Annotated in this window: 15 protein-coding genes; 8 read left to right on the forward strand and 7 right to left on the reverse strand. The window is 57.0% G+C overall.

The features are described 5' to 3' along the window. Window positions 1–5 precede the first annotated feature (5 nt). From ABWV79_RS21905 to ABWV79_RS21920, 4 genes are all read right to left on the reverse strand, one after another. Complete coding sequence (locus ABWV79_RS21905) at window positions 6–575, reverse strand: c-type cytochrome (protein ID WP_353394898.1); 570 nt, start codon at window positions 573–575, stop codon at window positions 6–8. 60 nt (window positions 576–635) lie between these two features. Further along, window positions 636–788 carry a hypothetical protein gene (locus tag ABWV79_RS21910; RefSeq protein ID WP_170746572.1) on the reverse strand — a complete coding sequence of 51 codons (153 nt, stop codon included), beginning with the start codon at window positions 786–788 and terminating at the stop codon, window positions 636–638. A 183-nt stretch (window positions 789–971) separates the two neighbouring features. Then, window positions 972–1,421: a c-type cytochrome gene (locus ABWV79_RS21915; protein ID WP_353394900.1), complete on the reverse strand. Its 450-nt coding sequence runs from the start codon at window positions 1,419–1,421 to the stop codon at window positions 972–974. A gap of 68 nt (window positions 1,422–1,489) precedes the next feature. Next, window positions 1,490–2,080: a L,D-transpeptidase gene (locus ABWV79_RS21920; RefSeq protein WP_353394902.1), complete on the reverse strand. Its 591-nt coding sequence runs from the start codon at window positions 2,078–2,080 to the stop codon at window positions 1,490–1,492. 348 nt (window positions 2,081–2,428) lie between these two features. Between ABWV79_RS21920 and ABWV79_RS21925 the strand changes: the two genes are divergently transcribed. Continuing rightward, window positions 2,429–2,701 carry a hypothetical protein gene (locus ABWV79_RS21925; protein WP_353394904.1) on the forward strand — a complete coding sequence of 91 codons (273 nt, stop codon included), beginning with the start codon at window positions 2,429–2,431 and terminating at the stop codon, window positions 2,699–2,701. Window positions 2,702–2,711: 10 nt separating this feature from the next. Here ABWV79_RS21925 and ABWV79_RS21930 read toward each other — a convergent pair whose 3' ends face one another. After that, the gene (locus ABWV79_RS21930) at window positions 2,712–3,365 is read right to left on the reverse strand and encodes a L,D-transpeptidase (RefSeq protein ID WP_353394906.1); all 654 of its coding nucleotides are present in this window, start codon (window positions 3,363–3,365) and stop codon (window positions 2,712–2,714) included. 159 nt (window positions 3,366–3,524) lie between these two features. Further along, a complete protein-coding gene (locus tag ABWV79_RS21935; protein ID WP_353394908.1) occupies window positions 3,525–5,051 on the reverse strand; it encodes a Fic family protein in 1,527 nt (508 codons plus the stop codon). A 404-nt stretch (window positions 5,052–5,455) separates the two neighbouring features. Between ABWV79_RS21935 and repA the strand changes: the two genes are divergently transcribed. The 4 genes from repA (at window position 5,456) to ABWV79_RS21955 (ending at window position 9,679) form a co-directional block, all read left to right on the forward strand. Then, window positions 5,456–6,631: a plasmid partitioning protein RepA gene (gene repA, locus ABWV79_RS21940; protein WP_170515782.1), complete on the forward strand. Its 1,176-nt coding sequence runs from the start codon at window positions 5,456–5,458 to the stop codon at window positions 6,629–6,631. After that, window positions 6,631–7,602, forward strand: a complete 972-nt coding sequence (repB, locus tag ABWV79_RS21945) for a plasmid partitioning protein RepB (protein ID WP_353394910.1) — start codon at window positions 6,631–6,633, stop codon at window positions 7,600–7,602. Before repA ends, repB begins: the two co-directional genes overlap by 1 nt. 166 nt (window positions 7,603–7,768) lie before the next feature. Further along, entirely contained in the window at window positions 7,769–8,887 is a 1,119-nt protein-coding gene (gene repC / locus ABWV79_RS21950; protein WP_353394912.1) for a plasmid replication protein RepC, read from the forward strand. Window positions 8,888–9,013: 126 nt separating this feature from the next. Continuing rightward, a complete protein-coding gene (locus ABWV79_RS21955) occupies window positions 9,014–9,679 on the forward strand; it encodes a hypothetical protein (protein WP_353394915.1) in 666 nt (221 codons plus the stop codon). 4 nt (window positions 9,680–9,683) lie between these two features. Here the strand turns inward: ABWV79_RS21955 and ABWV79_RS21960 are convergent, their stop codons facing one another. Next, window positions 9,684–10,793, reverse strand: a complete 1,110-nt coding sequence (locus ABWV79_RS21960; protein ID WP_353394918.1) for a transporter — start codon at window positions 10,791–10,793, stop codon at window positions 9,684–9,686. 237 nt (window positions 10,794–11,030) lie between these two features. Between ABWV79_RS21960 and ABWV79_RS21965 the strand changes: the two genes are divergently transcribed. The 3 genes from ABWV79_RS21965 to ABWV79_RS21975 all read left to right on the forward strand — a co-directional run. Next, on the forward strand, window positions 11,031–13,025 hold the full coding sequence (locus ABWV79_RS21965) for a heme lyase CcmF/NrfE family subunit (protein ID WP_353394920.1): 1,995 nt from the start codon (window positions 11,031–11,033) through the stop codon (window positions 13,023–13,025). A 4-nt stretch (window positions 13,026–13,029) separates the two neighbouring features. Further along, on the forward strand, window positions 13,030–13,599 hold the full coding sequence (locus ABWV79_RS21970) for a DsbE family thiol:disulfide interchange protein (RefSeq protein ID WP_353394922.1): 570 nt from the start codon (window positions 13,030–13,032) through the stop codon (window positions 13,597–13,599). Beyond that, window positions 13,596–13,788: cytochrome c-type biogenesis protein (locus ABWV79_RS21975; protein ID WP_353394924.1), on the forward strand; the 193-nt coding region annotated here is incomplete at its 3' end. The genes ABWV79_RS21970 and ABWV79_RS21975, both read left to right, overlap by 4 nt.

A 13,788-nucleotide genomic window follows, 5' to 3' on the forward strand; every position in this document is an offset into this window, starting at 1 on the left:
CATTCCTATTCCGACCGAAATTGCGTGTGACATGCCGAGCATGTCTGGCTCAGCATCATGAACACACCATCTGCCGGCATTTCAGAAAGTTGTGCCTGGTTTGTACTGCCGCCCATCATTCCGGCACCCATCATAGAACCGCCACCCATCATGGATGCGCCGCCCATCATGCCCGAACCATGGCCCGACCCGGACATCATCAACCCGTTGTCCGCCGCAAGCGCAAGGCCTTCAGAGTAGGTTTCCAACTGTCTGGCTAACTCTGCAAATGAACCCCAATCCTGCCAGATCTCCGATTTGGCCTCCGAGGGTTTGCCATCAGATCCCTCTGGAAACAGCTTTGTCATGCTCTCGCCAGCGTGGCGCCCGATTTTCTTGGCCTCGCTTCGTACCGTTTGCGCATTGTAGGGCGTTTTCCCCTGCATCATCGGCGTAAGGATCTTCATGCTGTCCTTCATCGCGGACATACCATCCATGCGTTCTTTGACGATGCCGGTTGCGCCACCATGCGCCAGGGCGGCGGCTGCGAACAGAGAAACCAGGGCAACGCCTGTGGTCATTTTTAGAATGTTCATTGTTTTGTCCTTGTCGTCTGCTTCGACGCGCCCAGGTTGAGCGCAATTCGACTGGTCAGATCAGGACACGCGGCGGTGGTGGGTCAAACGCCGCGATACCGAGAACCCGGTATTGGGCTCGAGGGATCGAGTATCTTTGTTCAGTATCTTGGGGGCCAGGCGGTGGTGGACCCATCGAAAATAGACCAACAGCGTTGCAAATCGTTCCGCCATGACAATGTCCGGGATGACCCTGCTTGACATGCTCAACGTCCGCGGAGTCCGTTTGGTCAATCACGTGCTGTGAACCACTGCCATGTGCATGAGCAGAATCGGCCGTCACAAGCAGCCCGCCAATGGTCAGCACCATTGACAGTATGATGTAACGAATTGCACTGCCCATTCGGCTCGTCACCTTCAGAAAATCCCGTTTTCCTGCTGCAGCTCTCTTATATACGCCACGATGCCCTTCACATCCGCACGGGTCAAGCCATCGACCGGCGGCATATTGCCGAACTTCCAATGGTGTGCCCGAACTCCATTCTGGACTGCCACATAAAATGACTCGTCCGAATGGTGGCTTGGTTCATAGATTTTATGCACCAAAGGTGGAGCAAGGCCTTCCAGACCTGTTGCATTCGCGCCATGGCACGCCGAGCATTTGGCGTCGAATGCCACTTTGCCGACGGCCGCAAATTCGCTTAGCTGGTCCGGCAGATTGACGTTTTCAATTGGGTCTCCTGGCTCCAGTGCTGACGTATCGGGCGGCGTCATCGAGTGGCCTGTCGGTTGCTGATTTAGGTTGTAGACGAACGCGGCGGCGCCTGCGATCACTACTCCGCCTATCAAGAGTGTAAGTTTATCCATCTCAGTTTTTCATATGATTTTCAGTTTCTGACTTTTGGGCCCGCTCAGAAAAATCGCATTGACCAAGGTCAGATCAGTTTTACCTGCGTGCCTACAGCCGCCAGCTCGAACAATTCCGCAATCTGATCGTTGTATAAGCCGATGCAGCCATTGGAGGATCTTCTTCCGATCTTGCGTGTGTCGTTGGTGCCGTGGATCCGGTAGTATTGCCAGCTCAAATAAAGTGCATGTGTCCCCAGAGGATTCTCCGGACCCGGGCCCACATAGTCGGGCCAAGCAGGGTTGCGCTTTTTCATTGCTGGTGTCGGTCGCCAAGATGGCCCCTCAACCTTGCGAGTTACTGTGGTGTAGCCCAGCCTTGTAAGGTCTTCCGTCAGCGGCACGCTGGTTGGATACATCCGATAGACGCTCTCGTCTTCTGACCAATATTGCAGGACCTTGGACTGTGTATCGGACAGGATCACACCATTCTTGAGCGTATCAAAGTGATCCTGCCATTTAGCAACGCGGAATGAGGAAACATTCCGGCGAGTCCCCTCAGTTGTCGTTGATTGGGCCCAAACCGCCGGTGCTGGAAAAAGGGTTGTCGCAGCAAACGCGGCAATCACTCCGCGTCGCGTAACAGCCTTTCTATCACTGTTCGTTTTCATGCCTGCCATCCCAAAGTTTATTCTTTTTCCGACTCAAATAACTCGTATGCCCGGTTCCTGCGCTGGAAGGTCAACAGGCAAATGACATTTCATATGGGATGCCTCGTCTGAATTGTCGTTGCCGTTGGCGCAGGGATATTTCCCTAAAAGGCGGACCCAAATCATCAAGTCATTGTGGAAAAGCAATTTTTCTTGGACGTAATTCCAGGATGCTATAAGCAAAACCTGACTTTTTGAATCAGCCGAGCACAAAAAAGCAACGCTAACAATTGCTTAGTTCTTGGTGAATTGATGTGATTACCCGTCGATGCGAGGGTAGTAGGCACTACAAATGACAATCACAGTGGACTAAACACCATGTCCTTCAGGAAAGCTTTCCAAGCACTGGCTGCACTTATGCTTGTCGGCGCCTGCACCGAAACAACGTCGATATCTGCAGAAAGCGAGCCCGGAACGCTTTCCCGAGTTCCTGACGCCGTTGCCCAGATCGCTGCTCCGGGCCAGGACCTGAACGCCGTTAAAATCATGCCTGAGGACGGTTGCTATTGGTATCGCTACGTGGGGCCGGTTGAAACAACCTACCTGCCACTCAGGACTATTGAAGGGCGCCCAATCTGTACGCGCGCCTGACAAGCGCCTATCAGCTGGTCGCGGTCAGAAGGCGCTCGGGAGGGTAGAGATGAGCCGTGGACCCTGGCCTGACACGATCATAAAGCCCGATGATATGTGGCATCGCCATCCTTACGCAGCCAGAACTTGCGCGACCTCCGATAGATCTTGGATAGGGTGTTCCGTGAATTCGCAAATATGTGTCGCGACCACCTTCGTAGAGATAAAGCGCCCTTGATCCCAATGGGTTTGTTGGCCCACCCGGCACACCATTTGCGAATTGCGCATATTCATCAGGGTCACGCTCAATCATTTCGGCGGTGGGAGTCCAACGCGGCCATTTGGCCTTTCGCTTGATTGTGTAGACTCCGGGCTCATAGAGATTACCCCGCGCAATAGCTACGCCGTAGCGCATTGCCGTGCCACCGTCTTCGATGAAATACAGATATCGCGCTACCGCGTCGACATGAATGTCACCCGGAATAAGTGGTCGATTGGTTTGCACACGCTGAGGCAGGAAACGTGGGTGTAACCCCCAGGGATTGGATGTTGCGGGATCAAAATTGGCTGGCGTTACTTGCGCATCCCACTCCGACCATTGCGAGGCCGCCGCCGACGTCACTCCAAAAACCGGCTGAGAGAAAATGGCGAGCGAACTTGCAACAAAATGTCGTCTGGTCAGCATTTATAGTGCTCCTGTTGCCTTGTGTGGTTTCCGAACTCGGTAGATGGGTGAAAACAATCGACCGCACAATCCGGTATGTCCATTTAATTATCCGTTCAATTCAATTGGCGGCCCAAGTGATAGCATGCAAGACACAGGCCGCATCGTCTCTTTGGCTCGTCATGCGCCAACCCTTGTGGCGATAAACCTTGCGAAAAGGGAAACATCTCCCGAAACGCTCGCGGCTTCGAGGGCGCTCATGTATTCGGCACGGTCCTGCACTCGGATCACCGTCCATGGGTACCCCCCCGACGCCAGCATAACGTTCATCAGAAACCGGGCGATCCGGCCATTGCCATCGGGATAGGGATGAACATAACCAAGCATCCAATGGCCCAACACCGCCCTTACAGCCGGTTCCGACTCTTCGTCCAACAGGCCAAACAGTGCATCCATCGCGTCCGGCACAACTTCGGCCCGCGGCGGAACATGGCGCGAGGCACGAATATAGACGGGTTGATCGCGATACCCTGCCAGATCCCGAGGTTTCATCAAACCAGCCGCCACCGAAGGTGCAAACAACTGCAGATACCACTCCCCTACCCCGCTGCGGACCCGCTTGGCGGGCGCTGCCCCGCCCAAAATGGCGCCAATATCCGCCTTGACGCGCTCGAAAGCCTGAAAATACCCTCGCGCAGCCAGCGCGTCGCGATCTTCCTGATCATCCCCGTCTTGTTCGGGATTCCAACGCCCGTCACGCACCCGCTCGACCAAGTCCGGCGTCACGCTGTAACCTTCGATCGACAACGAGTGATACGCATCCTGCCTGTAGCTGTCCTGAACAGCGCGCAGGTAAGCGTTTGCATCGCCGGCCTGACCGGGTGGGGGCGGCATATGCGCCAGAACCCCGTTCCGATGTGTCTTCCATAGCGCCGCGAGCCTCCCGGAGATGGGCGACATGCGGTTGGGTGCCCGGGCCACTGCGACATCCAAAGCAAACGGATCGCTTTCCCGGACGTCATACCCCGCCGTAGTCATCGTCAGGACGATCCGGTCGGCCTGATCACTACGGCCCATACGCCGCAGCGCCCCGGCAAGTCTCCCAGCCACGGTCGAATGCCCCCCATCCAGCAGGCGCGATAGTAAGGGTGCCCCCTGCCCCAAAGCGGCCAGCACGACTTGAACCTCAACCGGGTTACGCTGGAAAAAGGTCTCGTTCAACTTCACCAGCGCCGCCTCGGGTGTGAACACGCGCAACCCTTCGCGAACGGTCAGGTCATCGGGTGGGGGCATCTTCTTCTGACGCAGGTCGTAGATCGACGTGCCGTGCAGCAGTTGGGTGTTGTTGTTGCTGCCCTTCGGCGCATACACCACAAGCTGCGACGGAACCCAGTTGGATTCGGCATGCAACATCAGTGACTGTTCGGGCGACAAATGCCAGTTTTCACCAAAGCGAGCTTCGCAATACGCGGTGCAGAAGGCCCAAAATGACGCATACCACTGCGTGGTGTCGCCCGGACTCGACTTGGGGCTGGTCGACATCCACCAGCCTTTGATGATTTCGGCCAAAAAACCGTTGTCGCGTAACCGTTCGCGGTGGGTGCGGCTAATGTCAGCCGAGCGAAACACCCTGCGGCCACCTGCCTGCAGATCGCGCAGCACTTCGAGGGAAGCGGCCAGTTTTTGTTGTGGTGTCGCGATTGCCAAGCCTCACGTATATCGTGTCGTTCTGATGCACGTCTATTGCGCTGTGCGAACACAAGTTTATTGTGCCGTACAGTGTCAAGTCAATTCGGTGCTACGGTGAAAACGACCTTGGCCGCATCGCTGTTTGGCTAAGGCGAATCGAATCTGCCGGACACGTTGAATTTGACGCCGCTCGGGCCGTGACAGTCTTATCCGAGTTGGATTGGGTGCAGGGCTGTAAAAAAATCAATTTTTTCAATGCTTTATTCGGCATATTGTGATCAACACTCCCGCTGATACTATATGTGGGAAAGCGGGAAAGACCCTCCCAATTTCAAGAATTTGTTGCCAACCCCCCTCCTCTTGCTTACAAAAACGGTAAAAACAGCGTTGGCGAAAAACAGCGTTACTGAACGAGGGCAGCAGTGGCAGAGACCATCCATATCAATTCGCGCATCCGCGAAAACGCCGAAAACCTGAGCGCGGCGCTGCAAAGCCATATGCTCAAGGTCTTTGCGCCGGATGCCCGCAAGGAGTTGCGCCTGTTCAGCGCCGGGGAGGCTGCCGAATTGTTGGGAATTTCCCCCAGCTTTTTGCGCAAGCTGCATTTCGACAACCGAATCCCCGACGTGCATACCACGCCGGGCGGCCGTCGGCACTACGCTGCACAGGATCTTCTGACCATCCGAACCGAGCTGGAATCCACAGCCAAAACGCCCGGGGCCTATCTGAAGGGCCGTCGTCCAGGAGATAAGGTACAGGTTCTGTCATTTCTCAACTTTAAGGGCGGTTCCGGTAAAACCACAAGCGCGATACACACCGCGCAGCGGCTGGCGCTCAAGGGCTACCGGGTGTTGGCGGTCGATATCGATCCGCAGGCCTCGCTGACCACCCTTTTCGGCTACCGCCCGGAATACGACTTTCTGGAATCGGGTACGATCTACGACGCCATCCGCTATGAAGACCCCCTGCCCTTGTCGCAGATCATTCAGGAAACCTTCTTTTCCGGTATCGACCTGGCCCCTGGCGGTTTGATCTTGCAGGAATTCGAGCACGAAACGCCTCAGGCGCTGATCAACAACGTGCAGCCGGCATTTTTCTCCCGTATGGCCATGGCTTTGGAGGAGGTCGAGTCAAACTATGACGTGATCATCTTCGATTGCCCTCCGCAATTGGGCTATCTGACCATGTCAGCGCTGTGTGCCTCGACTGGAGTGCTGATTACCGTAGTTCCCAACATGCTGGACGTGGCGTCTATGTCTCAGTTCCTTCAGATGAGTGCAGAATTGCTGGACGTCGTGGCCAATGCCGGAGCAACCATGGAGTTTGATTTCCTTCGCTTTCTCATCAACCGCTACGAACCCAGCGACGGACCACAGCAACAAGTCGTTGCCTTTCTGCGCCAACTGTTCGGCAATGAGGTGATGGTGGCGCCGATGCTGAAATCGACCGCGATTTCTGACGCTGGACTGACGCAACAGACGGTGTACGAAGTCGAACGCTCACAATTCCACCGCAATACTTACGATCGCGCGGTGGATTCACTGAATCTGGTGAATGACGAGATTGAGTCACTGCTGCAACAAGCATGGGGACGCTGATGGCACGCAAAGGAATTCTGACAACGGAAATCACCAGTCCCGAGGCCAAGTCACTCGGGGGAAAACCCAAGATCATGCCGCGCGGCGCTGTCGGCGCTCTGCAATCCTCTTTGTCGAAACTGCAGGAAAACGCAGTTCAGGATATCGACTGCGCCCTTATTGACGACGCCGGTTTTGAAGACCGGCTGGGGCTGGACAGCGATGCGCAGCGACAATTGGTAGAAAGCCTGCGCAATTATGGTCAGCAGGTTCCGGTTCTGCTGCGCCCGCACCCCGAGAAAACTGGCCGGTACGAGATCGTTTATGGCCGCCGCCGCCTGATGGCGCTGAAGGAATTGGGCTTGCCGGTCAAGGCAATGGTGCGCCAACTGGACGATCACGCGTTGGTTATGGCGCAGGGTCAGGAAAATACGTCGCGGCAGGATCTGTCTTTCATTGAAAAAGCCAGCTTTGCCGCTCAGCTGCAGGCAGCCGACTATGACCGACCGACAATCGCCGCCGCGCTGTCAATCGACAAGCCGATGGTGTCTCGTTTGCTCAAGGTAGGCACAGCCTTCCCATTGCCCTTCCTGCGCCAGATCGGCTCTGCACCCGATATCGGACGCGACCGCTGGATGGCTCTGGCCGAGGCGGTGAAGGACAAGGCCGCGCTCAGCCGCGCCAACACCTTCATGAACCGACCCGACTTCCTGACGCTCGATTCCAACACCCGTTTCGAGGCTGTGCTGCAGCAAGTGACCGTCAAGCCCGATACTGGCAGGAAAGCCCCTGTGACTAAGCCACGCACCTTGCGAAACGAAGAAGGACAGGCGTTGGCCGACATCCGCCAGACCAACCGGGGCGTTACACTCAACATTCCCGCCCGCAACGCCGAAGGGTTCGACCGTTGGTTCGAAACCCATGCCGAGGCGCTACTGGCCGAACTTCACGACCGCTGGAAAACGAATGGTCGGAAGACTGAAAACAGATGAAACAAAAAATAGGAGGCACGAGCAGGAGATAAAAAGCCCCCCAGGACATGCATCCCGGAAGGCCCTTTTCAAACTTAGCATCTTTGGAATAGCCCCTCCGAATCGGTCCTGTCAACTCTGCGCTGCGCGCAGGGCAGGGATTTTGTTGTCTTTCGTGAAAAAAGCCATGAAACACGCGTCCCAGACCGAGTTTGGGCGGCCGGAGTCTTTTGTCCCGGCCTCTGTAGACAAATGGGAGTTGCTGTCGGCCTTGACCGCGGCTGCGCCGGATTTCAACATTTCGCATCGCACACTGGGCGTTCTCAGAGCGCTGATGACCTTTCTACCTGATCGGGCCATCCCGGCCGGGGCAGGAAACGCCGTGGTCTACCCGTCCAACCGCACCCTATCCGAAAGGCTCAACGGTATGCCCGAAAGCACGTTACGCCGGCACGTGGCACGGCTGGTCGAACTGGGGCTTGTCAACCGGCAGGACAGTGCCAATCGCAAGCGGTTCGCGCGCCGGATGGGGCAAGGGGTAGAAGTGGCATTTGGCTTTGACCTGTCACCGCTGAATGGCCATGCAGAGCAGATCTTTTTTGCGGCACAGGCCGCGCATCAACGTACCGAACGGATACGTGCGCTGCGGGACCAAATCGCCGCTGCGCGTCAGTTCCTGCTCGAAACGGGGCAGGGGATCTGCACCGACCTTCTGGAAACCGCCCGGCTGATCTTGCGTCGCAAAGTTGGTGAGAACGACCTGGCCGCTCTCGCCGCGCAACTGGAAGAAGCCTTGACCCTACACCGGCCTGTGGAAAACACGGCGGAAAGTGTTTTTGCAAACGTCAAAATGAGCGGCACCGACAGCCAAAATGAGCGGCACATACAATATTCATCTGAGAAAGATATTGACTCTGAAGAAGCCGAAACTGTCAGCGGTGGCAAATTGGGCCAAACAGTGAATACCGAAGATCTAAACCGCATCCTTACAGCCTGCAGCGAATTTCGGCAGTATTATCCCAACAGGGTTAGCGATTGGCGAGAGCTGATAGGAATTGCTGAGAAACTGGCTCCCATGATTGGCATCGATGAGCTCGTTTTCCACGACGCGCGCCAAAGCATGGGGGCAAAGGCGGCGACCACTTCAGTTTTGTGCATCCTCGAACGGTTGGCAGATATCCGCAATCCCGGTGCCTATCTCAGACGGCTTGCACAGAAGGCGCGGGCAGGGCGGTTTTCCTGTGAACCTATGCTCAAGGCTCTGCTCAATCGGGGAAATGTGCGCGATTGTCAGCTGACAATTTGAAAAGCTTATATAAAACATGTGGTTGGTGAAAATCCGCTGACAATCAGGGGCCAAATAGTCAAGTAACCGTTCTGGATTCATTGTCAGTGGTCGACGGGAAACGGACTGGCTGGCAAGGTAGAGGTGATGGAGAGATATTTCGCGATCGACATGCCGTTTTGGCAGTTTGCACGGAACACGCTGATCGTCAGCTGTCTTGCGCTGGTGCCATTGTTGCTGGCTTTCATACTGCGTACGCCGGGCTTTGCGACGCACCTTCTGAACGGCGGTCCCGCGTTTGTCCGGTTTTTGCGCCAGGTGGTGACAAATGGGCTGCCCGTCGTGTTTGCCGTGAACTATCTCAGCTTTTTTCTATTCGCCTTTGGGGTCAGGGCGCGGGGCAGGGGGGCCATCCCGGCCCGGTATCTGCTAATTGACCTGCTGCTACGGGCCGTCCTGTTCATCGCGCTGCACGCGCTGATCTACGCGCTTTCGGCGGACTGGTTCGGGTCTTTCGGCGGTGATCCCTTAGTGGCGTTGCGGGTAGTCGGTCCGACGCTGGTGCGCTCCGCCTACTTCGAGAACATCTCAGGCGTTTACCTGTACGCCACGCTGGTCGGAGCGCTGCCGCTGTACCTATCCGTCGTTCAGAGCCAGATCGCCCACGGTACTGGATTTTCGGCCCAACTGGCACGTCGCGTACCCGGGCGGGGCGGACCTGTGATATTGGCCCTGCTACTGATGGCGGTGTCAGTGGTCGTTCTGACCACCGCGGCGGCGCTGATTGTCCGTTTACAGTCGGTTTGGGGCTGAAGGGTCAGAACGCCCTGCGTATCGCGAAGGAGACTGCGTAATCGCGTTCAAGCTGGGGCCCATCCAGATCTTGATACACCGGGATCACGCCCTCGATACCCAGGCGCGTGCCCGCCAAAACGCCCGATCCCGGCACAAGGTAATTCACTCCGATTCCGATACTCAGAAACTGGCCGCCGCGCAGGGTCGGATCGGCGGTGGGCACCATGCTTGGGTTCAGGCGCGCATCCGACCCGTCAATGTTTTCCACGATGTCGCCGACCACCCGCAACGAGGAGCTGAACTGGTCATTCCAGCGCCGTGCACCCCAAACTGTTGCTGAATAGACATTGCCCAAGGTGTAACCGGCATCATTCTCACCCATCCGGATCATGGCGGCCAGCTGGGCGCCCCAAGACCAATCCGCGTTCTGGCCCGTATAGGTGACGCCCGGCAGCAGGTCGTAGGTGCCTGAACCCAGTTGCATGGGGTAGGGCAGCAGCTGGTCCGGCCCAGCCGGCGTGGTGTCGGTCTCGTCTATCGAGCCGGTCGGCAGACTGAGGCCAAGAGATAGTTCCAGCACCTGCCCGTTGGATTTGTAGATATCATATCCGCCGATGATCTTCAGATCGCCAAACCCCTGTGCCTTGGTCTTAAAAGTCTGGCCCATTCGGGTCTGGTGCTTCATCGTCTTGCGGGTATAGGGCAGCATCGCCATCACCGAGATTTCGTCGGTCACACCGTACATCAGGCCGACCATCGCCATGTTCATGCTCATGCTGAGCGGCGCGATCGGATACTGCGACAGCACGTCCGAGGTAGACAGCGACTGCGTTCCGGTACGATTTCCGTTCATCTCCATGTTCATGTAAGAGAACACCGGCATCAAAACACCCTCAGGCGGATGCATACCGCCAACGACGCCCGTTGGCGGCACCGCGTCGGGGCGCATCATCGTGGACATGCTTCCCATACCTGACATGTTGCTGGAGGCTTGCGGGTTCATCGCCTCGTTGTCAGCCGGACGGTTTTCAGGTTGGGCCATGGCAGGTGACCCGAGGCTCAGCCCCCCAGCCAGTATTACGGCCTGGAGGCGTTGCCAGACGCACGAAATCTTGCTGTTGTTCCGTGTCATGTTGCCCTCGTTCTCGTTTGTTTCCTGAGTCCGTGCCCTGAAAACAAAGTGTTCGCTACGTCCATCGGTGAAACCGGAATGGTGGGGGTCTCCAGCGCTGGAAGGTCAAGGCCACCGGCCAGACTTGCGCTCGTCAAGAATGCATCAGCCGGAGGGGGGTGCGGCAATAATGCGCTTGACCCTCCAGCGCTGGATTGTCGGACAAGGCCGCAAAACCGGAAATCCGGAGGGATTGGAATGATACCGGAAATCGGGCAGTTCGCCCTGGCGCTTGCCCTGGCCGTGTCCTTGGTGCAAAGCGTATTACCCTTGATTGGAGCAGCACGGAACAATGTCATGTGGATGCGATCGGCATCTGCGACCTCGGTCCTGCTGACAGCGCTGGTTGCTATCGCCTTCGCCGCTCTAATGTGGTCCTTCGTGGTCAGCGATTTCACTGTGCTAAATGTGGCCAGCAATTCTCATTCGCTGAAACCGATGCTTTTCAAGGTGGCTGCGACCTGGGGTAGCCACGAAGGGTCGCTGCTGTTGTGGATTCTGATATTGGTGATTTTCGGGCTGGGTGTGTCTCTGTTGGCTCGGAACATCCCGCTGAAACTCAAGGCGCGCACTCTGGCAGTGCAGGCCTGGATCAGCGCGGGGTTCCTGTCATTCATGCTGTTCACCTCGAACCCGTTCGACCGGGTGCTTCCGGCGCCACTGGATGGTCAGGATTTAAATCCGCTGTTGCAGGATATCGGCCTCGCCCTGCACCCGCCGTTCCTATACCTGGGTTATGTCGGCTTCTCGATCGTATTTTCTTTCGCCGTGGCTGCCCTGATTGAGGGGCGGGTCGATCCGGCATGGGCGCGGTGGGTCCGACCCTGGACATTGGCGGCCTGGGTGTTTCTGACACTTGGTATCGTTCTGGGCAGCTGGTGGGCCTATTACGAACTGGGTTGGGGCGGCTGGTGGTTCTGGGATCCGGTCGAGAATGTCTCGTTTATGCCCTGGCTTGCTGGCACAGCGCTGTTCCATTCGGCCATCGTGACAGAAAAGCGCGGCAGCTTCAAAAGTTGGACGATCCTGCTGGCCGTTTTGACCTTCTCGTTGTCCTTGTTGGGGACATTCATTGTCCGCTCAGGCTTGCTTACATCGGTCCATGCGTTTTCGGTCGATCCGGAACGCGGCATTTACATCTTGGCGCTGTTGGCTGTCGCGATCGGCGGTTCATTGACGCTGTTTGCCATCCGCGCACCGGAGATGGAGGGCGGCGGTCTTTTTGCCCCGATCAGCCGCGAGGCCGGTTTGCTTATTAACAACCTGCTGCTGGCCACCGCAACGGCGACGGTTCTATTCGGTACGCTTTATCCGCTTTTGCTTGAGGCTGTGACAGGTGAAAAGATTTCGGTTGGACCACCTTATTACAACGCCAGTTTCGTGCCGATCATGCTGGTTCTGGTCGTTGTAATGGGGATTGGGCCGCTTTTGTCATGGAAGCGGGCGGATTTGCGCGGTGTGCTGTCCCGGCTCAAATGGGTGGCCGGGGTTAGCCTGCTCGTAGCGTTGCTTGTGTGGTATCTGGATACCGGCGGCCCAGCCTTGGCGGTAGTGTCGATCGGCCTTGCGGTTTGGTTGCTGGGCGCTGTGCTGACAGAGTGGGCCAGCCGAATTAAATTGGGTGAGGCGCCGTTGGCCGAGTCCCTGCGTCGGGCCCGCAACCTACCGCGTTCTCATTACGGCATGGTCGTGGCCCATGCGGGGTTGGCTGTCTGTATGATCGGCTTTATCGGGTCCAGCGCTTGGAAATCCGAGGTCGTGACTTTTGCCGAGCCCGGAACACAGATTGAGATAGCAGGGTTCGACGTGCGTTTTGACGGTGTGGAACAGCTTCGCGGTCCGAACTATCTGTCTCGCACGGCCACACTGACGGTATTTCGCAATGGCGCTTATGTCACCACGCTTCAACCCGAGCGCAGGGCCTATCTCGTGGCGGGTACCAGTACGACCGAGTCGGCAATTCGAACGACGTTGGCAGGGGACCTTTACGCCTCGATATCGGAACCGGCGGCGGAATCAGAACAGAGCAAATGGACCCTGCGTATCTTGTATGAGCCATTGGTGGTCTGGATCTGGATAGGTTCAGGATTGTTAGCATTTGGTGGTGTCTTGTCACTCTCCGATCGGCGGCTACGCGTCGGTGCACCACGAAAGCGGACTGGGCAGAGCTCCGTTCCGGTGGCGGCGGAGTAGGGCAATGAAACGTCTATTTGCGCTGTTCCCAATTACGATTGCCGGCATCCTGGGTGCCTTCCTGCTATGGGGACTGAATCCCGATCGCGATCCAAACGAAATCCCGTCTGTTTTGATCTCGCAGCCGGTGCCTGAGTTCGACTTGCCGCCGGTCGATGGGCTGGATACCCACGGGCTGTCCAGTACCGATCTGGTGGAAAATGACGGGTCAGCACCGATCATGGTTAACGTGTTTGCGTCCTGGTGCGTGCCCTGCCGGGCCGAACATGCGGTGCTGACGCGTATGGTGCGCGATGAGGGCATTCGCCTGATGGGCATTAACTACAAAGACAAGCCGCAGGACGCGCGGAAATGGCTCAACGATCTGGGCAACCCTTATGAGCGCATCGGTTCCGACCTGGACGGCCGAGCCGGGATCGAATGGGGGATTTCCGGCGTGCCGGAGACCTTTGTGATTGATGGCGCGGGCAAGGTCGTATTCCGCCTTGTCGGCCCGGTGCTGGGCGACGAGGCAATTTCAAAGATGCGCACCGCGCTGGATCAGGCGCGGGCGGCCGGAGGAGAGGCCTCATGATACGTCGCATTGTAATTACCGCAGTCACTTTGGCGACGCTGGTGTCGCAGTCGGCATTCGCGGTTGAGCCCGACGAGATACTTGCAGATCCGGTTTTGGAAGAGCGGGCCCGGGCGATTTCAAAACAGGTGCGCTGCGTGGTGTGCCAGAACCAAGACATCGACAGTTCTAACGCTGGTGTGGCGCGCG

Source organism: Ruegeria sp. HU-ET01832, from assembly GCF_040371315.1.
In the GTDB taxonomy this organism is placed as follows: domain Bacteria; phylum Pseudomonadota; class Alphaproteobacteria; order Rhodobacterales; family Rhodobacteraceae; genus Ruegeria; species Ruegeria lacuscaerulensis_A.